The sequence below is a fragment of the Luteimonas sp. TWI596 genome (assembly GCF_039674105.1).
In the GTDB taxonomy this organism is placed as follows: domain Bacteria; phylum Pseudomonadota; class Gammaproteobacteria; order Xanthomonadales; family Xanthomonadaceae; genus Luteimonas.
The window spans coordinates 24,188-44,916 of record NZ_JBDJMU010000021.1 but is presented as its reverse complement, the minus strand read 5'-3'; the positions used below and the strand labels follow the sequence as shown (position 1 = coordinate 44,916).

17 protein-coding genes are annotated in these 20,729 nt (G+C 69.3%); 8 read left to right on the top strand and 9 right to left on the bottom strand.

Annotated features, from left to right (window positions below; translation table 11 throughout):
• Positions 1-217 precede the first annotated feature (217 nt).
• From ABE487_RS14630 to gmk, 6 genes are all read right to left on the bottom strand, one after another.
• Entirely contained in the window at positions 218-877 is a 660-nt protein-coding gene (locus tag ABE487_RS14630) for a response regulator (protein WP_346445306.1), read from the bottom strand.
• 139 nt (positions 878-1,016) lie between these two features.
• Positions 1,017-3,110 (bottom strand): ATP-dependent DNA helicase RecG, encoded by a 2,094-nt coding sequence (gene recG / locus ABE487_RS14625; protein ID WP_346452402.1) that lies wholly within the window; start codon positions 3,108-3,110, stop codon positions 1,017-1,019.
• A gap of 19 nt (positions 3,111-3,129) precedes the next feature.
• Positions 3,130-3,513 (bottom strand): RidA family protein, encoded by a 384-nt coding sequence (locus tag ABE487_RS14620; RefSeq protein ID WP_346449442.1) that lies wholly within the window; start codon positions 3,511-3,513, stop codon positions 3,130-3,132.
• A gap of 71 nt (positions 3,514-3,584) precedes the next feature.
• Complete coding sequence (locus ABE487_RS14615) at positions 3,585-5,756, bottom strand: bifunctional (p)ppGpp synthetase/guanosine-3',5'-bis(diphosphate) 3'-pyrophosphohydrolase (RefSeq protein ID WP_346445309.1); 2,172 nt, start codon at positions 5,754-5,756, stop codon at positions 3,585-3,587.
• A 165-nt stretch (positions 5,757-5,921) separates the two neighbouring features.
• The gene (rpoZ, locus tag ABE487_RS14610; RefSeq protein ID WP_047135361.1) at positions 5,922-6,224 is read right to left on the bottom strand and encodes a DNA-directed RNA polymerase subunit omega; all 303 of its coding nucleotides are present in this window, start codon (positions 6,222-6,224) and stop codon (positions 5,922-5,924) included.
• A 137-nt stretch (positions 6,225-6,361) separates the two neighbouring features.
• The gene (gene gmk / locus ABE487_RS14605) at positions 6,362-6,979 is read right to left on the bottom strand and encodes a guanylate kinase (RefSeq protein ID WP_346452429.1); all 618 of its coding nucleotides are present in this window, start codon (positions 6,977-6,979) and stop codon (positions 6,362-6,364) included.
• A gap of 249 nt (positions 6,980-7,228) precedes the next feature.
• Here gmk and ABE487_RS14600 point away from each other — a divergent pair, with 249 nt between their 5' ends.
• From ABE487_RS14600 to ABE487_RS14580, 5 genes are all read left to right on the top strand, one after another.
• The gene (locus tag ABE487_RS14600; protein ID WP_346449439.1) at positions 7,229-7,798 is read left to right on the top strand and encodes an RNA polymerase sigma factor; all 570 of its coding nucleotides are present in this window, start codon (positions 7,229-7,231) and stop codon (positions 7,796-7,798) included.
• Entirely contained in the window at positions 7,788-8,780 is a 993-nt protein-coding gene (locus tag ABE487_RS14595) for a FecR family protein (protein WP_346445312.1), read from the top strand. The genes ABE487_RS14600 and ABE487_RS14595 overlap by 11 nt, the downstream gene beginning before the upstream one ends.
• Before the next feature lie 102 nt (positions 8,781-8,882).
• Entirely contained in the window at positions 8,883-10,973 is a 2,091-nt protein-coding gene (locus ABE487_RS14590) for a S9 family peptidase (protein WP_346452403.1), read from the top strand.
• 160 nt (positions 10,974-11,133) lie between these two features.
• Entirely contained in the window at positions 11,134-12,669 is a 1,536-nt protein-coding gene (locus tag ABE487_RS14585) for an amidase (RefSeq protein WP_346452404.1), read from the top strand.
• A gap of 115 nt (positions 12,670-12,784) precedes the next feature.
• On the top strand, positions 12,785-15,766 hold the full coding sequence (locus ABE487_RS14580; RefSeq protein ID WP_346452405.1) for a TonB-dependent receptor: 2,982 nt from the start codon (positions 12,785-12,787) through the stop codon (positions 15,764-15,766).
• 175 nt (positions 15,767-15,941) lie between these two features.
• Here the strand turns inward: ABE487_RS14580 and ABE487_RS14575 are convergent, their stop codons facing one another.
• From ABE487_RS14575 to ABE487_RS14565, 3 genes are all read right to left on the bottom strand, one after another.
• A complete protein-coding gene (locus ABE487_RS14575) occupies positions 15,942-16,568 on the bottom strand; it encodes a hypothetical protein (RefSeq protein WP_346445316.1) in 627 nt (208 codons plus the stop codon).
• Positions 16,569-16,571: 3 nt separating this feature from the next.
• The gene (locus ABE487_RS14570) at positions 16,572-16,916 is read right to left on the bottom strand and encodes a type II toxin-antitoxin system prevent-host-death family antitoxin (RefSeq protein ID WP_346445337.1); all 345 of its coding nucleotides are present in this window, start codon (positions 16,914-16,916) and stop codon (positions 16,572-16,574) included.
• Between the two features lie 241 nt (positions 16,917-17,157).
• Complete coding sequence (locus ABE487_RS14565) at positions 17,158-18,018, bottom strand: YicC/YloC family endoribonuclease (protein WP_346445317.1); 861 nt, start codon at positions 18,016-18,018, stop codon at positions 17,158-17,160.
• A gap of 130 nt (positions 18,019-18,148) precedes the next feature.
• Between ABE487_RS14565 and rph the strand changes: the two genes are divergently transcribed.
• From rph to hemW, 3 genes are all read left to right on the top strand, one after another.
• The gene (gene rph / locus ABE487_RS14560; protein ID WP_337244127.1) at positions 18,149-18,877 is read left to right on the top strand and encodes a ribonuclease PH; all 729 of its coding nucleotides are present in this window, start codon (positions 18,149-18,151) and stop codon (positions 18,875-18,877) included.
• 1 nt (position 18,878) lies between these two features.
• Positions 18,879-19,493 carry an RdgB/HAM1 family non-canonical purine NTP pyrophosphatase gene (gene rdgB, locus ABE487_RS14555; RefSeq protein ID WP_346452406.1) on the top strand — a complete coding sequence of 205 codons (615 nt, stop codon included), beginning with the start codon at positions 18,879-18,881 and terminating at the stop codon, positions 19,491-19,493.
• A 64-nt stretch (positions 19,494-19,557) separates the two neighbouring features.
• Positions 19,558-20,712: a radical SAM family heme chaperone HemW gene (gene hemW, locus ABE487_RS14550; protein WP_346452407.1), complete on the top strand. Its 1,155-nt coding sequence runs from the start codon at positions 19,558-19,560 to the stop codon at positions 20,710-20,712.
• The last annotated feature ends 17 nt before the right edge of the window (positions 20,713-20,729 follow it).

Below are 20,729 nucleotides of genomic sequence, written 5' to 3'. Positions count from 1 at the left end.
CCCGCTTCCCCTCTTGTTCGTGAGGGATCAAGGGAACAGCGCCGGTCAGCGATTGGGAATCAGACGATTCTCAAAAGCTCGCGCCTCTGGACGCACTGCACGGCGCCAAGCATCGATCGCGTCTTCGCGTCGAGTCGATGACGGTGATTTCCGCAGGCAAGCGCATGCATCCAGCGTCGCCGATTGGCGCGCCGGCCTCGGCCCGCATCGCTTCTGCTCAGCGGGCCAAGCCGCTGGACAGCGCGTAGGCGTAGAGCTGGCTGTGGTTGTCGAGACCGAGCTTGCGCATCGCATCGCTCTTTTGTCTGCTGACAGTCTTGACGCTGCGCGAGAACGACAGCGCGATCTCACTGACCGATTTGCCGCTCGCGAACAGGCGCACAACCTCCGCCTCCTGCCGCGACAACGGTGCACACTGTCCACTGCCCGCCGTGGCATCGAGCAGACGCTTGATCGTTCGACTGAGGTAGCGCCTGCCCTGCGCTGCGTGTCGGATCGCGGCCGGCAGTTCGTCAAGCGCGCCGGATTTGTCGACGATCGCGTGTACGCCCAGTTCGAGCATCGCGCGCAGGAGCGGCGGATTGCGAACTTCGCTAAATACCGCCACCCCGATGCCGGGAAAGCGCGTCCGCAACTGTCCGAGCAGACGAAGCCCGTCGCCGGCGCGGGCATCGCCCCCCGGCATCGAGAACTCCGTGACCACGACGTCGCAGTCCATCCGCGTCTGCAGCATCCACAACAACGTGTGGGCACCGGTCGCCTCGCCGGTCATCCTCATGCCCGAGTCCGGCGCCTGGACCACCGCGCGCATGCCGGCCAGCACGATCGGTCGCTCGTCGGCTGCATAGACCCGGATCGCTTCCTTCAACAGTGCCATTCCCTAGCCCCCATCTGCGACGCTGACACGCCGCATGCCCGGGACGGTACTGCGCACCGAAGTGGTGATCGAATGAAGATTGTCTATTCATGCAGCTGACTGGGCGAAAAAATGAGACAGCCATCGAAAAAAATGGGCGTCATGCTGCCGCGTAGCGCGCCGCGCCCCCGATCCAGCGCGCGACCAGCCGATCCGCGCACTGCGGATCGATCCGCAGCAATGCCTCCCCAAGGCGATGCACGAGCGGCAGCAGATCGGCGTCGCGCGCCAGATCGGCGAGACGGAACTCGGCCAAGCCGGTCTGGCGCGTGCCCAGCAGTTCGCCAGGCCCCCGCAAGGCCAGGTCCTTCTCGGCAATCACGAACCCATCGCCGGTCGTGCGCATCGTGTCGAGCCGTTCGCGTGCGGTGCGCGAGAGCGGCGGCTGATACAGCAGCACGCAGCTCGACGCCGCGCTGCCGCGCCCCACGCGCCCGCGCAACTGATGCAATTGCGCCAGCCCCAATCGCTCGGCGTTCTCGATCACCATCAGCGAGGCATTGGGCACATCCACACCCACCTCGATCACAGTGGTGGCGACCAGCAGATCGCTGTGACCGTCCTTGAACGCACGCATCGCGGCCTGCTTCTCTGCCGCCCGCAAGCGACCGTGCACGAAGCCGATCCGCAGGCCCGGCAACGCCGCTGACAACTGCTCGAACGTCGTCTGCGCGGCCTGCGCCACGACCTCGTCGGATTCGTCGATCAGCGTGCAAACCCAGTACGCCTGCCGGCCCTGGGCGCACGCGGCGCGCACGCGTTCGATCAGTTCGGCGCGTCGCCCGGCGCCGAGCACCACGGTCTGCACCGGCGTGCGCCCGGGCGGCAGCTCGTCGATCGCCGAAACATCGAGATCGGCGTACGCCGCCATCGCCAATGTGCGTGGAATCGGCGTGGCGGTCATCACCAGTTGATGCGGCACGCTGCCCGCCTGCGCCCCCTTGTCGCGCAGCGCCAGGCGCTGGTGCACGCCGAAGCGGTGCTGCTCGTCGACGATCGCCAGTGCCAGGTCGTGGAACTCGACCGCCTGCTGCATCAGCGCATGGGTGCCGACCACCAGTTGCGCGACGCCCGCGGCGATGTCGGCCGCGGCGGCCGCACGCGCACGCCCGGTGACCTTGCCGGCGAGCCAGGCGACGCGAACACCCAACGGCGCGAGCCAGGCAGACAGGTTGCGGAAATGCTGCTCGGCGAGCAATTCGGTCGGCGCCATCAGCGCCGCCTGGCGGCCCGAGTCGATCGCCGCCAGCGCGGCCAGCGCCGCGACGACAGTCTTGCCGCTGCCCACGTCGCCCTGCACCAGCCGCAGCATCGGACGCGGCCGTGCGAGATCGCGCACGATCTCGGCGTGGACGCGGCGCTGGGCACCGGTCAGCGCAAACGGCAGGCCGGCCTGCATCGCGGCCGCGAGCGGCCCGGGGCGCAACACCGGCGCACGATGCGCCTGCAACGCGATCCGCTGCCGCCGCAGGCTCAGGTGATGGGCGAGCATTTCCTCCAGCGCAAGCCGCCGCTGCGCCGGATGGCGTCCGGACAGCAGCGCGCCCAGATCCACATCCGGCGGCGGGCGATGCACGGTCAGCAGCGCCTCGCGCAAGGTCGGCAGCGCGAGTCCGGCGAGCATGTCGGCCGGCATCAGTTCCAGGGCGTCGTCGTCGGGCAAGCGGTCGAGCGCATGCCCGATCATGCGGCGCAGCGTCGCCGGCCCGATGCCCTCGATGGCGGGATAGACCGGATCGAGCGCGTCTTCGACCACTGACTCGGCGGCATCGCCGACGACCCGGTAGCTGGGATGAACGATTTCCAGGCCGTGCTGCCCCGGCCGCGGCGTGCCGTAGACGCACAGCTGCGTGCCGACCGCGAACTGCGCCAGCTGGGCCGCGCGGAAATGGAAGAAGCGCAGCCCCAGCGTCGCCCCCGATCCGTCGCCGATCGCGACACGCAGCATCGGACGCCGGCGGAACGCGCGCTCCACCGCCTCGACCCGACCCTGTACCTGGGCCGGTACGCCGCCGCGCAGCGCGCGGATCGGCACGACCCGGGTCCGATCTTCGTACTGGCGCGGCAGGTGCAGCCACAGGTCGCCGACCGTGGCCAGCCCGCGTGCAGCCAGCTTGTCGGCGACCTTCGGGCCGACGCCGGGCAGCGTCGAGACCGACGCGGCGCCGGCAGCGGCGAGCGCCGGCCTGTTCATCTGCGCGGCACGCCTGGGATCAGGCGAGCACCATCACCGCATCGACCTCGAAGCGCGCGCCCTTGGGCAGCGCCGGCACTTCGATCGTCGAGCGTGCGGGATACGGCGCGTCGAAGTAGTCGGCCATCACCGCATTGACCTGCGCGAACTCGCCCAGATCGGTAACGTACAGGCCCACGCGCACGATGTCGGCCATGCTGCCGCCGGCCGCTTCGGTCACGGCCTTGAGGTTGTCGAATGCGCGGCGTGCCTGCGCCGAGATGTCGCCCTGGACAATCTCCCCAGTCGCCGGATCGAGCGGAATCTGCCCGGAGAAGTACACGGTGTCGCCGGCACGGACGGCCTGGGAGTACGGGCCGATCGCGGCGGGTGCGTCCTGGGTGCTGATGGGCGTGCGGGGCATGGCGGAACTCCGATGGATGATCCGGCCATTGTAGGGCGATGCCCGTGCGCGGTCGCCCGGACAGCCGCGGCCTACATGCGCTGCACGCCGTGGACGACCGGCAGGCGCCGGGTGCGGCGGATGACATCGGCCAGGTGCTTGCGGTGCTTGACCTCGATCGAGAACCGGATCGCGGCGACCGTGCTGTCGCGCTCGAGGTACTCGACGCCGTCGATGTTGGAGTGCGCACGCGCGATCGCCGCGGCCACCTGTGCCAGCACGCCGGGATGGTTCTCGACCTCGATGCGCAGCGCAACGTTGTAGTCGCCGACGACCTCGCGGTCCCAGTCGATCGCGACCCAGCGCTCGGGCGACTTACGGAACTCGGCGACATTGGGGCAGTCCAGCCGATGCACGACGATGCCGCGTCCGGTGGTGTGGTAGCCCATGATGTCGTCGCCGGGGATCGGCATGCAGCAATTGGCGAACGCGATGACGCCGCGCTCGTCGCCGCGAATCCGGATCGTCTCGCCGGCCCGCGCCGCCGGCCGGTCGCCATCGGTATCGGCATCGTGCTGCGCCAGGGCCGACGCGACCTGCGCCGGCATCCAATTGCCCAGCGCGATGTCGGCCATCAGCTCCTCGAGCCGCGGATAGCGCGCCTCGGCCAGATAGGTGTCGAGCCGTTCCTGCGGCAGCCGGTCGAGCGAGGTGCCCAGGCCCTCCAGCGCGCGGTCGAGCATGCGATGGCCCAGTTGCACTGCGTCCTCGTGCTGCAGTTGCTTGAGCTGGGCACGGATCGCGGTCCGGGCCTTGCCGGTGGCCACGAACTCCAGCCATTGCGGCCGCGGCATCGACGACTTGGCGGTGACGATCTCCACCCGCTGGCCGCTCGCAAGCTGCGTGCGCAGTGGCACCAGCTTGCCGTCCACCCGCGCGGCGACCGCTTGGTTGCCGATGTCGGTGTGCACCGCGTAGGCGAAGTCGAGGGCAGTCGAGTTGCGCGGCAACGACATGATGTCGCCCTTGGGCGTGAACAGGTAGACCTCGTCGGGGAACAGGTCGACCTTGACGTTCTCCAGGAACTCCAGCGACGAGCCGGTCGTGCGCTGGGATTCCAGCAGGCCGGCAATCCACGAATGCGCGCGCGACTGGGCGCTGTTGGGCCCCTCGCCGCCGTGCTTGTAGGCCCAGTGCGCGGCGATGCCGCGCTCGGCGATCAGGTCCATCTCCTCGGTCCGGATCTGCACTTCGATCGGCGCGCCGTAAGGCCCGAACAGCACGGTGTGCAGCGACTGGTAGCCGTTGGCCTTCGGGATTGCGATGAAGTCGCGGAAGCGCCCATCGAGCGGCTTGAACACGGCGTGGGCGATGCCCAGCGCGTGGTAGCAGTCGGCGGCGTTGCCGACGATGATCCGGTAGCCGAACACATCCATGACCTGGGTGAACGTCTTTCCCTCGCCCTGCATCTTGTTGTAGATGCTCCAGGGCGATTTCACCCGCCCCACGAGCCGGTACTGAAGCCCTGCGCTGGTCAGGCGCTGCGCCAGTTGCGCTTCGATGCTCGCCAGCGCCTCGCGCCGCACCAGCGGCTGATTGCGGATGCGCTTCTCGAGCACTCTGTGGCGGATCGGATGCAGCGCATGGAACCCCAGATCCTGCAGTTCGGCCTTGATCCGGTTCATGCCCAGCCGCTGGGCGATCGGCGCGTAGACCTCCAGGGTTTCGCGCGCGATGCGCTCGCGCGAAGGACCGGGCTGCGCGCCGAGCGTGCGCATGTTGTGCAGGCGGTCGGCAAGCTTGATCAGGATCACGCGCAGGTCGCGCGCCATCGCCAGCATCATCTTGCGGAAGCTCTCGGCATCGGCTTCCTGCCGGCTGCTGAAGTTGAGCTTGTCGAGCTTGGTCACGCCATCGACGAGTTCGGCCACCGGCTCACCGAACTGTTCGGCGAGTTGATCGCGCGTGAGCGGCGTGTCCTCGATGGTGTCGTGCAGGATCGCCGCGACCAGCGTCTCGACGTCGACCTTCTGCTCGGCCAGCACTCGGGCCACCGCGACCGGATGGGTGATGTAGGGCTCGCCGGACTTGCGCATCTGCCCGGCATGCGCCGCCGCGCCCACCTCCCATGCACGCCGCAACAGCGCGCGCTGCTCATCGGGCAGATAAAGCGCGGCGCGGTCGAGGTCGCGGACGTAATCGGGCAGCGCGTCGTCGCCGGAAACGTCCGGCGTGACGAGGCTGGCGGGAGGGGCGGGCGTCATCCCGGAAGCCTACGGGCAAGGTCGACGTTTGTGAACCGGGCCGCGCCGCGGACAGGGCCAGCCACCACGCCCCGACAATGGGACGGACAAAACGCAACGACCCCGCTCGAAAGCGGGGCCGTCGACACACCACTGCGCGACGCGGGACGCGTCAGCGCGGCACGATCACAGATCGTCGCCCTTGGCCATGTCCTCGTCGGCGACCACTTCAGCGGCCGCCCATTCCAGCGCCTCGCGCTCCTTGCGCTCGCGCTCGGACTTGTCGACCGCGTCGATGAACGGCTGGTCGATCCGGCGCGCGGCGATCTCGCGCAGCGCCAGGACGGTCGGCTTGTCGTCGTTCTCGCTGTTGTCGAGCTGGGCCTCGACGCCATTGGCGAGCTGACGCGCACGCTTGGCGGCCATCATGACCAGCTCGAAGCGGTTGTCGACGACTTCCAGGCAATCTTCTACGGTGATGCGGGCCATGCGGGCTCCCGGCGACCGGCGCGGGTCGCGCGAATTCGGGGAAAAGGGCCGAGCATGATACGCCCGGGCGGCCCGCCGCGCAAGGCATGCCTCAGCGAATCAACCACTTGCGTAGCGCGGCGCCTGGTCCGCGCGGCTCAATGCCCCGACAGCAGCCTTGCGATGAGCCCGGCGTGGCGCTCGGCCTGACGCTCCCGGCGCAGGCGGCTGGCGCTGAAGATCGCGCACATCTCGGCGACCGCACGATCGAAGTCCTCGTTGACCACCAGGTAGTTGAACTCGTCGTAATGCGACATCTCCTCCTGCGCGGCCGCCAGGCGCTGGGCCATCACCGCCTCGCTGTCCTGGCCGCGCTTGCGCATCCGCTGGTCGAGCGCCTCGCGCGAGGGCGGCAGGATGAAGACGCTGACCGCCTCGGGCACCAGCGCCCGGACCTGCCGCGCGCCCTGCCAGTCGATCTCCAGCAGGACATCCTTGCCGGCGGCCAGTTGCGGTTCCACCGACTGCCGGGCGGTGCCCTTCCAGTCGCCGTGCACCAGCGCGTGCTCGAAGAACTCGCCCGCCTCGATCATCTGCTGGAAAGTGTCCTTGCCGACGAAATGGTAGTGCTCGGCGTGGCGCTCCCCCGGACGTGGCGGGCGCGAGGTGAACGAGATCGACAGCGCAATGTCCGGATCGCGCGACAAGCAGGCGTTGACGATGCTCGACTTGCCGGCGCCCGACGGCGCCGCGACGATGAACAGCGTGCCGCGCATGGGCGCCGCGGCGGTCTGGGGTGCGGGTTCGCGATGAGTCACGCCTGGCTCCGGCGCCCGGAAAGCCGCGCATCGTACCGCTTTACGTGCCGGCCCGTCGCGGTGCGCAGGCCAGGGCACACCTATCAGCGGCCGGCCGGGCATTGGAGCCGGAGTCGAACGAGGGGGCGGGTTCCTCCAATCGATTTTGCCCGGCGCATGGGATAGCGTCGGAGACGAACCGCGCGGGGAGCGCGGAACGGCGGCGCGATGGACACTGCATTGGAGACCTGGTTCCAGCGCGAGATCCTGCCTCACGAGGCCGCGCTCGTCCGCTTCCTGGCACGCAAATGGGTGCACCCCAACGAAGTGCAGGACATCCGGCACGACATCTACATCCGGGTCCTGCTGGCCGCCGAACGTCAGCGCCCGCACTCGCCCAAGGCATTCCTGTTCGACGTGGCGCGCAAGCTGCTGGTGGACCGTGTGCGCCGCGAGCGCATCGTGGCCTTCGACCTGTTGGCCGACGTGGACAGCCTGAATGTGCTGATCGATGAACTGTCGCCGGAGCGGCGCGCCGCCGGCCGCGAACAGATGCACCGCCTGTCGACCCTGTTCCGACGCCTGCCGCCACGCTGTCGTCAGGTCGTGTGGATGCGCCGGATCGAGGATCTTCCGCAGAAGGAAATCGCCCGCCGCTTGGGGATCGCCGAAGCGACCGTCGAAAAACACCTGATGCGCGGCATCGCCTTGCTGGCCGAGGCGCTGTACGGCAAGTCCGCCGACAACCGCGACACCGACGACACGTGGACAAGGATGGCAACGCGTTATGGGCGATAGGGAACGCGACGAGCAGGCCGCGGCCGCCTGGCTGCTGCGGCAGGACAACGGCCCCTGGAGCGAGCGCGACGCCGCCGAGCTCGAGACCTGGCTGGCGCAGTCGGCGGGCCACCGCGCGGCCTACTACCGCTTCAAGGGCGCCTGGCAGGAAGTGGGCCGGCTGCAGGCGCTGCTGGGGCAAGCCGGCACCGCGCCGGAACCGGTGCGCGCCGCGGCGCCGCCCAACGTCGAGGTCCGCACACGGCGCCGGCGCCTGCCCGGTCTGGCGCTCGCGGCCAGCGTGGCCTGCGTCCTCGGCCTGGCCGCGCTGGTGCAGTTGTCCTGGTCGCGCGGGGACGTCTACGCCACCCGCATCGGCGCGCTGGAGGCCGTCGCGCTGCCGGACGGCTCGCGGCTCACGCTCAACACCGACAGCCGCCTGCGCGTCGACATGGCCGGCGACGACCGGCGCGTGCGCCTGCGCCAGGGCGAAGCCTTCTTCGAGGTGGCCAAGGATCCGACCCGGCCGTTCGTCGTCGAGGCAGGCGACACGCGGATCATCGCGGTGGGCACCGCGTTTTCGGTGCGGCGCGACGGCGACGACGTACAGGTCGTGGTCACCGAGGGCCGCGTCCGGATCGAAACCGCAGGTGGTCCTGACGAGGTGCTGCAAGCCCCCCTGCTGGAGGCGGGCATGGCGGCGCGCACACAGGGCGATGCGGTGCTGGTGCGTGCGCGCTCGCCGGTGGAGCTCGCCCAGGACCTGAGCTGGCGCACCGGTCAGTTGGTCTTCCGCGACACCCCGATGGCCGAAGCGATCGCAGAGTTCAATCGCTACAACGCCCGCAAGCTGGTCGTCGAGGATCCGGCGGTCGGCGCACTGCGCGTGGGTGGCATCTTCCGCGCCACCGAACTCGATGCGTTCGTCAGCCTGATCCAGCAAGGCTTCCCGGTCCAGGCCCGGACCGAAGACGACCGCATCGTGCTGACCGCGCGCCAGTGACGCGCAACACCGGCGCCTCGATGGCGCCCACTTACCGGAATGTCCGCGATCGTTCGACTTCCTAAGCTGGCGGCCCCGTTCCGGGCCCGAGACCGAGACCTCATGCCGAGATTCGAACCAGGCCGCGACGCGCACGCGACCCCGCGCGCGTCCGATGCCGAAGGGGGCCGCGCCGCCCTGCGCGCACGTCGGTCGCTGCGCGCGCTGGCGTTACGCGTATCGATCGGCATCTGCATCGCGATGGCCTGCGCGCTGCCGCTGCAGGCGCGCGACGGCGCGCCGTCCGCGGCGCAGGTCGTCGACCTCAAGGAGGTCAGCGATCCGCAGATCAGCCCTGACGGCAGCACCATCGCCTACACGGTGGAGACGCCGCGCCCGGCGGGTGCGTCGAACCTGCGCCGCATCTGGCGTGTGGCCAGCGACGGCCGCAGCGCATCGGTGGAACTCGCTGCGCCGGACGCCGCCGCCGACCGGATGCCGCGCTGGTCGCCCGACGGCACGCGCCTGGGCTTTTTATCCACACGCGCCGCGCCGGACGTGGATACGACGGCACCGCGAGCATCGAGCCAAGTCTGGGCCACGGCCGCAGACGGCGCGACGCCGCGCCCGCTGACCGCGTCGGCTGGCGACGTCACTGCGTTCTCGTGGTCGACCGACGGCACGCGCGTGGCCTATCTGGCGATCGACCCGCCCGCGCCCGAGCGCGCCGCCCGGCTCGCGCGCAAGGACGACGCAATCCAGGTCGGTCGCGATGCGCAGTTCACGCGGCTGTGGCTGACCGATGCGAACGGCCGCAATGCCCGGGCCCTGACCCCGCCAGACCTGCAGGTCCAGGACCTGGCCTGGTCGCCGGACGGCCGCACGTTCGCGCTGCGGGTCTCCGACGAGGTCGGGCTCGGGGCCATGTGGTACCGCTCGCGGGTCGTGCTGATATCGGCCGAGGACGGCGGCGTGCTGGTCACGGTCACCGCGCGCGCCTCCGGCGGGCCGTTGGCCTGGTCGCCCGACGGCACCCGGCTGCTGTACGGACAGCTCGGCCCGCATGGGCACACCGCCACCCGGATGGTCTATGCCCCCGCTACCGACACCCACGTCGCGCTCGCGACGACCTGGCCCGGCACGCTGCGCACGCTGCAGTGGCGCGAGGACGGCACGCTGGTGGGGATCGGCCTGCGCGGCGTGCGGCCGCAACTGCTGGCGATCGCCCCAAGCGACGGCGAGGTCGTGGAGCTGGTCGAACTGCAGGGGCCAGTCCGCGGCCTGAGCCTGGCACGCAACGGCCGGGTCGCGCTCGCCCATGGCCGTGCGGACCATCCACCCGAGGTCGGCACCCTGTCGGAAGCCGACATGCTGGGCGGCGGGCACGTGACCTGGCTGACCGACACCAATCCGCAGGTGCGCGCCTGGCCGCTGGGCCAGGTCCGCGACCTCGTCTGGACAAGCTCACGCGACGGCCGGCAAATCCACGGCGTGCTCGTACTCCCGTCCGACTGGCGGCCCGGCACGCGCCTGCCGACGCTGGTACAGGCGCACGGCGGGCCGGCCGATGCCTGGCTGTCGGGCTGGTTGGGGTCCTGGCACGACTGGGCGCAATCGCTGGCCATGCGCGGCTACGCAGTGCTGCTGCCCAATCCACGCGGCTCGTACGGGCAAGGCGACGCGTTCACTTCGCTGGCGCGCGGCGACTGGGGCGACGGTCCATTTCAGGACGTGCTCGACGGGCTGGACGCGCTCCAGGAAGAGGGCATCGCCGACCCCGCGCGCGTGGCCATCGGCGGCTGGAGCTACGGCGGCTACCTGTCGGCCTGGGCGGTCGGCCACAGCGACCGCTTCCGCACGGCGATCGTCGGCGCGGCCGTCATCGATACCGCCGTGATGGCCCTGACCACCGACGTGCCCTACGAGTATCTGCCCGGCTACTTCGGCAACGTGCTCGAACAGCGCGCCCTCTACGACCGCAACTCGCCGATCCGCAGCGCCCAGCACGTTACGGTGCCGGTGCTGGTGCTGCACGGCGAGGACGACCGGCGCGTGCCGATCTCGCAGGGCGAGCAGTTCCATCGTGCGCTGCTGGTCAACGGCACGCCGGTGGAGATGGTGCGCTATCCACGCGGGCCGCACTGGTTCGAGGCACGCGAGCACGAACGCGACGTGCTCGAGCGCGTACTGGACTGGCTCGACCGCCATCTCTAGCACCTCGATGGACCCCGCGCGTCGCACGCCTCACGGCGCCGCGATGCATCGACGCGCAGATCGATAGCCGGAAAGCGCGCCGTCGTTCGACTCCACTGGCAGCGGCCCCTTCCGGGCCGGGCACGGGGACGCACATGATCCAGGGGCGGCTTGCATGCCGGTGACACGGCGCACGGCATTGAAGATGGGGGCCGCCGCAGTGGCGGCGTATGCGGCCGGCGGCGCCGGCGCGGTGTTCGCACGGCCAAGCGATGATGTGCTGGATCTGTCCGCCGTGGACCTCGCAGCGGCGATCCGCAAGCGCAGCGTCTCGGCGCGCGACACGATGACCGCTTATCTCTCGCGACTGTCGGCGCTCAATCCACGCTTCAACGCCATCGTCTCGTCGGTCGATCCCGACCTGCTGCTGCGGCAGGCCGCGGCGCAGGACGAGGACGCGGCGAAGGGGCGCTTCCACGGGCCCTTGCACGGGTTTCCGCACGCGGTGAAGGACACCGCGCCGGTGCGCGGCATGCGCAGCACGCAAGGCTCGCCGCTGCTGCGCGACAACGTGCCCGCGGCCGACTCGCTGATGGTGTCGCGGATGCGCAACGCCGGTGCGATCTTCACCGGCAAGACCAACGTGCCGGAGTTCGCGCTCGGCTCGCACAGCTACAACCCGGTGTTCGGCGTGACCCGCAACGCCTACGACCCGCGCAAGTCGGCCGGCGGCAGTTCCGGCGGCAGCGCCGTCGCGCTCGCGCTGCGGATGACGCCGCTGGGCGACGGCAGCGATTTCGGCGGCTCACTGCGCAATCCGGCGGGCTGGAACAACGTGTTCGGCTTCCGGCCGTCCTTCGGGCGTGTGCCGTCCGCCCCGTCCAGCGATGTCTTCAGCCAGACCTACGCCACCTCCGGACCGATGGCGCGCACCGTGGCCGACCTCGCGCTGATGCTCTCGGTCCAGGCCGGCGCCGATCCCCGTGCACCGTTTTCGCTCAAGGACGATCCGGCGATCTTCGCCCAGCCGCTGGCACGCGACTGGACCGGCCGGCGGATCGGCTGGCTGGGCGATCTGGGCGGCGCACTGCCGATGGAGGCCGGCCTGCTCGAGGCCTGCGAGCGCGCGCTCTCGGCGTTCCAGGCCATCGGCATGCGCGTGGACCCGGTCACGCTCGACGAACCGGCCGAGACGATGTGGCGCACCGCCGTGACGCTGCGTCACCTGTCGGTGGGTGACGACCTGCGCGCCTACGCCGCCGATCCGGCCAAACGCGCGATGATGAAACCCGAGGCCCTGTGGGAGGTCGAGGGCTTCAAGCAACTCACGCCCGAGCGCATCGCCGATGCGCAAGCCGGACGCACGCGGATCTACGAAGCATTCCGCAAGGCGTTCGAGCAGTTCGACTTCCTGGTGCTGCCCACCGCGCAGGTGTTCCCGTTCGATGTCGAGCAGCACTGGCCACGCGAGATCGCCGGCACGCCCATGGACAGCTATCACCGCTGGATGGAGGTGACGTTGCCGGCGACGATGGCGGGCCTGCCGGCGCTTGCGGTACCGGCGGGCTTCGGTGGACCCGATCAGCTGCCGCTCGGCCTGCAGATCATCGGCCCGACGCATGCCGACCTGGCCGTACTGCAGGTGGCGCACGCCTACGAACAGGCATCGCCGTGGATCGCAACGCGACGTCCGCCCGCGTTGGGCACCGATGCCTGATGTCCATCGCCCGGCCGGGCGACAGAAGTCTGCACACAGATGCGTTGCCGGAAGCACCGCGCCCGCTCGACGTTCCAATCAACGGCTCGACATCGAGCCGATTCCCGGGAAGGCCATGACACGTTCGAATCGTCCGCGTTACCGCCTCATCCATGCCGCCGTTCTCGCTGCATTGTCGGTCCTGTCGAGCTCGGCGGCGATCGCGGCCGAGCCCCGCCAGGTGGAGGTCGCCGCGGGCGACCTTGCAGAGGGCCTCGACACGCTGGCCAGACAGTTCGGCGTCAATGCGATCTATCCGGCGCGCCAGGTCAGAGGCCTGCGCACCGAAGGCGTCAACGGCCTGCTGGAACCGCGCGCTGCATTCGAGGCGCTGCTCCGGGGCACGGCGCTGGACGTCACCGAAGAGAACGGATCGATCCTGATCCGGCTGCCGGACGACGGCGCCGGGACATCCGGCGCGGCCGTCGGCGCGACGTCGGGCAATGCGGCAACCAATCTCGACACAGTGCAGGTCCGGGCCTCGTCGTCCCGGCTCGACCGCCCCGGCTTCGACGCGCCCACGCCGACCACGAGCCTCAGCGCGCAGGACCTGGGCATCGGCGCGCGGCCCAACATCGCCGCCGCCCTCAACGACCTGCCCCAGTTCCGCGCTGGCGTGTCGCCGCAGACCACCGGCACCAATACCGACGCCGGGTCGGCGCCCGTCGACCTGCGCGCGCTCGGCGTCAACCGCACGCTGGTGCTGATCGACGGCCGCCGCTTCTCCAGCACCAACGACCTCAACACCATTCCCACGATCATGGTGCAGGGCGCGGACATCGTCACCGGCGGCGCCTCGGCCGCATGGGGTTCGGGCGCAGTCAGCGGCGTGGTCAACATCGCCATCGACCGGACCTTCGTCGGCACCAAGCTCGGCACGCAGTTCGGCATCTCCGACCGCGGCGACGCCAACGAGCGGCGCTTCGAGGCCGCCTTCGGTCGCGAGCTGTTCGGCGGCCGCGGCCACTTGGTGCTGGGCGCCGAGTTCCTCGACAACGACGGCCTGGTGCCCAGGTCGCGCCGGCCGGATGTCGCCGGTTGGGCGACACTGCCCGACGGCAACGGCCGCTTCGTGCTCACCCACGGCGTGTCGATCGCCGACGCCGCCTATGGCGGCCTGATCCTGTCGGGCGCGCTCGCCGGCCAGGCCTTCGAGCCGGACGGATCCTTGCGTCCGTTCGAGTACGGGCGCGTGGTCGGCACGCAGATGGTCGGCGGCAACGGCCCGAGCGCGGACCACTTCAGCCCGCTGGTCACGCCGCAGCGGCGCTACAGCACGATGGGCACCGCGTATTTCGACCTGACCGACGACACCCGGCTCACGCTCGATGTCCGGCATTCGCGGATGTACAACGACTATCCCTGGTTCGGCGACCACAACCGTGGCAGTACGCGCCTGCGGATCTCGGCCGACAACGCGTTCCTCCCCACGCCGGTGCGCGATGCGCTGGCCGCGGCCGGCGAGTCGTCGTTCCAGATGGGCCGGTTCAATTCCGACTTTGCGTACGCGACGATCGACTTCCAGCGCAAGACCACCGAAGCCACGCTGGCGATCGACGGCGCGCTCGGCGCTGGCTGGACATGGCGCTCGTACTACACGCATGGCGAGTACCGCCAGGACATGCGCAACCCGGGCTTCCTGCTGCGCGACAACTACGCGCGCGCGGTCGATTCGGTGCTCAGTCCCACGACCGGCCAACCGATCTGTCGCGTGGCCCTGACCGATCCGACCACCGATTGCGTGCCGATCAATCTGTTCGGCAGTGGGGCGCCGTCGGCCGAGGCCATCGCCTACGTCACCGGCGCGCCCACGCAGGAGACGCTGATCAAGCTCGATGCTGGCGGCCTCAGCCTGCACGGCGACCCCTGGACCCTGCCCGCCGGTGATGTCTCGGTCGCGCTCGGCGTGGAAGCGCGCCGGGAGTGGCAGCAGAGCACCGCAGGCGCGCTCGACGCGGCCGGCGCGTTCCGCTCGTTCAGTCACGCCTCGATGTTCGGCGCCTTCCGCGTCAAGGAGGCCTTCGGCGAGATCCTGGTGCCGCTGGTGCGCGATGTGCCGGGACTCAACAAGCTCGAGTTCAATGCCGCGGCGCGGATCAGCGACTACGACACCACCGGCTCGATCTGGTCCTGGAAGGCCGGCGCAACCAACGAGTTCCTGCCGGGACTGCGCGCACGCGCCACGCGCTCGCGCGACATCCGCTCGGCCAACCTCACCGAACTGTTCACCACCGCGCTGACCGGCTGGAACAACGTCGCCGATCCCATCACCGGTCAGACCGTGCAGGCCCAGGTCATCAGCGGCGGCAATCCCGGTTTGACTCCGGAAGAAGCCGACACCACGACCTTCGGCATCGCCTGGACGCCGCAGTTCACCGAAGGCCTGGACATCTCGATCGACTACTTCGACATCACCATCAACGACGTGATCATGTCGCTGGGCGTGCAGGAAGTGGTCAACCGCTGCGCACGCGGCAACCAGGTGCTGTGCGGCCGCATCACCCGGAATGCGAACGGCAGCATCGAGCTGATCCGCTCCACGCCCGTCAATCTCGCGCAGTACAAGACCGACGGCATCGATGCCGAAATCCTCTACACGTTTCCGGCCTCACGGCTCGTGCCCTCGGCCGGCGCGCGGGTGCAATGGCGCGCGCTGGCGACCTGGATCAATGCACTGACCACCGACGACGGCGAAGTCAAGCTGAGCTACGTCGGCTCCCAGGGCTCGGCGTTCTCCGGACCCGGCATCCCGCGACTGCGCGTGACCAATACCCTCGCCTATCGCGGCGACACCTTCGGCGCCAACCTGCGGGCCCGCTACATCTCGTCGGGCAACTACAACTCGGCCGTCGACATCGTCGACAACCACATCGGCAGCGTCACCTACTTCGATTTGGGCATGAGCATGCGGACCGCGGGCTTCACCGATTCGGACCTGGAGCTCTACGCCAACATCAACAACGTGCTCGACAAGGGCCCGCCCGCCTCATCGGCGTTCTCGGCCTACTACGACGTGCTGGGGCGCTACTACTCGATCGGCGCGCGTCTGCGGTTCTGACCCGCGGCGCGGTTTGAACCGGGCGCAATCGCACCGCCCAGCGATCCGATGGAAGGCCGGCCAAATCTCGCGACGGTGTCACGCATGCCGGTCAATCCCCGATTATCGGCCCCGCGCTTTGGTATCCCCACAGACGACACTATGCAAGGCATCGTCCGAGTGAATGCCTATCCGCTCAGACGGGCGAGTGTACGTCCAAGGCCGCCATGACGATCGCCTTCGCCCATTGTGGGGTTTGCGCCAGATCCTCTGGCCTCACTGGGTAGCCAATGCCCTCGCGGTCCATGTCCAAAACAAGCAGCGGTTCAACACGGCCGTCGGCATCGGGCGGTCGACTGTTGTCGTAAACGCGCAGCGTTGCCAGATAGGGAATCAGCGCTATCAGGTTTGCCCTGGACGAATCGTAACGACCGCGGATCTTGTCCTCGGCGATATGGTGGCCACCAGCCGCCACGCGGGCGGCGACGCGCTCGATATGCAGCTCTGCGCTTTCCAGCCCGCAGAACCAGACCGTGACCTCGTGAAGGTTGCAAGCCTCACGCAGCAACTGGGGAATCGTTCTCGCGCCGAGGGTGGTCTCGAACGCATAGTCGGCCCCATTGGCAATCGCTTCACGCAGGCGCCTCACCCCTTCCTGCCACGCCTCGGCGTTCGCCTCATCGGGGGGCCATCCTGCCTCCACCAACGCCTGAGTGAAGGAGTCAGGGTTGAACCAGTTGGCTCCATCCTCCCGCAGCATCGCGCCCAGCAGCGAACTCTTGCCGGCGCCGTTGATCCCTGCCAAAACCAAGATCCGGCCCACAGGCTAGCGCGAGCTTCCCAACGCAATCTTCCTGCCCTTATGAGCAGGCCTACCCAGCACCTTGGACAGTCCCGAGCCGTCCTTCAGCGATGACAGGTGCTCATCGAACCGCAACTGCAACGCCCGCAGCGACTGCGCGCGCAGGTTAGCCCCGGATGCCGCGTTCGCATGCGCGACCAGCCGCTGATACTCGTTCACGTCCACCACAACAGCATCGGGATGGTTGTGGTTGGTGATGACGATGGCTCCGCTCGCGCGCACCTTGCGCATGAGGCTCGGCCACCCCTTCACTTTGACGTCCGCAGCGGGCGTCGTTTGAAGCTGAGCCAAATCCAGAGGGAGTTCCATGCTGGTATCCACCGAGGTGTTGTCGACCAGCACGATACTCCAAATTTCCCAATTTGGGAAAATATCGAAAATTGACCATTCAGCCTGACTGGGCGTGGTCGACTGGATCCGACAATGGCCGGAAATGCGATCACGGGGAGTTCAACCGCTTGCCGAAGATCACGTGCTTGATGAGACAAAACCCACGTTGAACAGCGGACTCATAGGTCTCTTTGGGATGGCATGACATCCTCTCGAAACGCTACTCGATGTTCTGCACCTGTTCGCGGATCTGGTCGATCAGCACCTTCAACTCGATCGCGGCCTGCGAGCTGCGCTTGTCGACCGACTTTGAGCCGAGCGTATTGGCTTCGCGGTTGAACTCCTGCAGCAGGAAATCGAGCCGGCGACCGACCGGCTCGCGCTGCGCGAACACACGACGGATCTCGTCCACATGGCTGTCGAGCCGGTCGAGTTCCTCGTCGACGTCGAGCTTCTGCAACCACAGCACCAGTTCCTGCTCCATGCGGCCCGGATCGACCGGCTGGGCCAGGTCGTCGAGCCGCGCCTGCAGCTTGGCCCGCTGGCCGTCGCGGATCGCCGGCATCAGCGTGCGCACCTGGGCGGCAATTGCGGCGATGCCGTCGACCCGTTCCAGTGTCGCGGCCACGAGCTTGGCCCCCTCGCGCTCGCGCGCGGCGATGAAGCCGTCGAGCACCTCGTCGAGCAGCGCCACCACCTCGACCTGCAACGCTGCCGGGTCCACGCCGCGCGACTGCAGCACGCCAGGGAACTGCAACAGCTCGGTCAGGCTGGCCCGCAATTCAGGAAAGCCGTTGCGCAGCTCCTGCGCCAGTTGGCCGAGCTGGTCGAGCAGCGCGCGGTTGAGCTGCAGCTCGCCGCCGCCCTCGACCGGGCGCAGGCGCAGGCCCAGATCCAGCTTGCCGCGCGAGACGCGCGCGGCAATGCGCTCGCGCAGCACCGGCTCCAGCGCCCGCAGTTCTTCAGGCATCCGCGTGCCCAGCTCCAGGAACCGGTGATTGACCGCGCGCAACTCGCAGCTCAGCGTGCCCCAGGGCGTGGTGCGTTCGCCCGAGGCGAAGGCGGTCATGCTGCGGATCATGGCGGTCCCGAAAATCAAGCTCGATAGAGCGCGGCAGTATGCCTGAAGGGCGCCGGTGCCGAGCCGACGCGAACCGGGGCTTGCGGGGCGGCTGCTAGAATCGCCCCCCGTTTTCCTGCAGCGACCCGACATGTCCGATTCTTCCCGCCCGAGCGGCCGCGCGCCCGACCAACTGCGCGAGGTGCGCTTCGAGCGCGGCTTCACCCGCCATGCCGAGGGTTCGGTGCTGGTGAGCTTCGGCGACACCCGCGTGCTGTGCACCGCCAGCGTCGAAAACCGCGTGCCCGCGTTCCTGCGCGGCAAGGGCGAGGGCTGGGTCACCGCCGAATACGGCATGCTCCCGCGCGCCACCAACACCCGCAACGACCGCGAGGCCGCGCGCGGCAAGCAGGGCGGGCGGACGCTGGAGATTCAGCGGCTGATCGGCCGCAGCCTGCGTGCCTGTGTCGACCGTCGTGCGCTGGGCGAACGCACCATCACCCTCGACTGCGATGTACTGCAGGCCGACGGCGGCACCCGCACCGCCGCGATCACCGGCGCCTATGTCGCGCTGGTCGATGCGATCCGCGTGCTGCAGGCGCGTCGCGAACTCGGCCGGGACCCGGTCCACGGCGCGATCGCCGCGGTCTCGGTGGGCGTCTACCGCGGCGTGCCGGTCCTCGACCTCGACTACGCCGAAGACAGCGACTGCGACACCGACATGAACGTCGTGATGAACGACGGCGGCGGCTTCATCGAGATCCAGGGCACGGCAGAAGGCCACGCGTTCCGTCGCGCCGAGATGGACGCGATGCTGGGCCTGGCCGAAGCCGGGGTCGCCGAACTGGTCGCGCTGCAACGCGCGGCGCTGGCGCGCTGACATGGACGCGTCCACGCGCACGCGCCTGGTGCTGGCCAGCGGCAATGCCGGCAAGCTGGTCGAGCTGCAGGAGATGCTCGCCGACCTGCCGCTGGAAATCGTGCCGCAGCGCGCGCTGGGCGTGGACGACGTGCCCGAAACCGGCACCACGTTCGTCGAGAACGCGTTGATCAAGGCCCGCCACGCCAGCGCCGCCACCGGGCTGCCCGCGCTGGCCGACGACTCGGGCCTGATCGTCGATGCGCTCGGCGGCGCCCCCGGGCTCTACAGTGCGCGCTATGCCGGCACGCCGACCGACGACGCGGCCAACAACGCCAAGCTGCTCGAGGCGCTGCGCGCTGTGCCCGAAGATCGGCGCACCGCCCGCTTCTACGCGGTGATCGTGGTACTGCGCCATGCCGACGATCCGCAGCCACTGATCGCAGAAGGTGCCTGGGAAGGCCGCATCCTGGACGCACCGCGTGGCCACCACGGCTTCGGCTACAACCCGGTCTTCCTCGACCCCGAGCACGGACTGACCGCCGCCGAGATGACGCCCGAGCTGAAGAACCGCCTCAGCCACCGCGCCCGCGCGCTGCTGGCGCTGCGCCAGCGCCTGACCGGTCTGGCATCCTGATCCCGCAGGCACGCCTGCCCGCCCCTGGCGCCGGGCCGCCCGGCCCCCTCCCCCCTACCGGCCGATGCTGATCCCCCCGCCCCTGTCGTTGTACGTGCACCTGCCGTGGTGCGTGCGCAAATGCCCGTACTGCGACTTCAACTCGCACGAGCAACGTGGTGCGCTGCCGTTCGATGCCTACGTCGACGCGCTGCTGGCCGACCTCGATCAGGATCTGCCGCTGGTCTGGGGTCGCACGGTGCACAGCGTGTTCTTCGGCGGCGGCACCCCGAGTCTGTTCCCGGCCGACGCGATCGACCGACTGCTGCAGGGCGCCTCGTCGCGGCTGCGTTTCGCCCCGGGCGCGGAAATCACCCTGGAGACCAACCCCGGCACCGCCGAGCACGGCCGCTTCGAGGACTACCGCCGGGCCGGCGTGAACCGGATCAGTTTCGGCATCCAGAGCTTCGACGATGGTTGCCTGCACCGCCTGGGCCGCATCCACGACAGCGCCCAGGCGTTGGCAGCGATCGCGCTGGCGCGCGAAGCGGGGTTCGACAACGTCAATCTCGACCTGATGTACGCGCTGCCGGGCCAGACGCTGGCGATGGCCGAGGACGACATCGCGCGCGCGATCGCCCTGGCACCGGCGCACATCTCGCACTACCAGCTCACGCTCGAGCCCAACACCGTCTACGCCGCGCGCCCGCCGCAGGACCTGCCCGACGAGGACCTGGCCTGGGACATGCAGGAGCGCTGCCAGGCCCGGCTCGCCGAAGCGGGCTACGCGCAGTACGAGATCTCGGCGTACGCGCGGCCCGGCCGACAATGCGCCCACAACCTCAATTACTGGCGCTTCGGCGACTACCTGGGCATCGGTGCCGGCGCACACGGCAAGCTCACACTGGGCAGCGAGCAGGCGATCGCACGCCGATGGAAGCACAAACACCCCACAGCCTGGCTGGCGACCGCTGGCACGCCCGCCTCGATCGGCGGCGACGAGCGCATCGCCGAGGCGCGCCGCCCGTTCGAGTACATGCTCAATGCGCTGCGACTGGTCGAGGGCTTCACGCTGCACGACTTCGAGGCCTGCACCGGCCTGCCGCCGTCGGCGATCGCCGCCCCGCTGCAAGCCGCGTTCGACGCCGGCTGGCTGCATGAGGACGGCGCGCGCATCGTGCCGACCGCGCTCGGCCACCGGTTCGCCAACGACGTGGTGTCGCTGTTCCTGGAAGACTGACCCACCCTCCCCCCCAG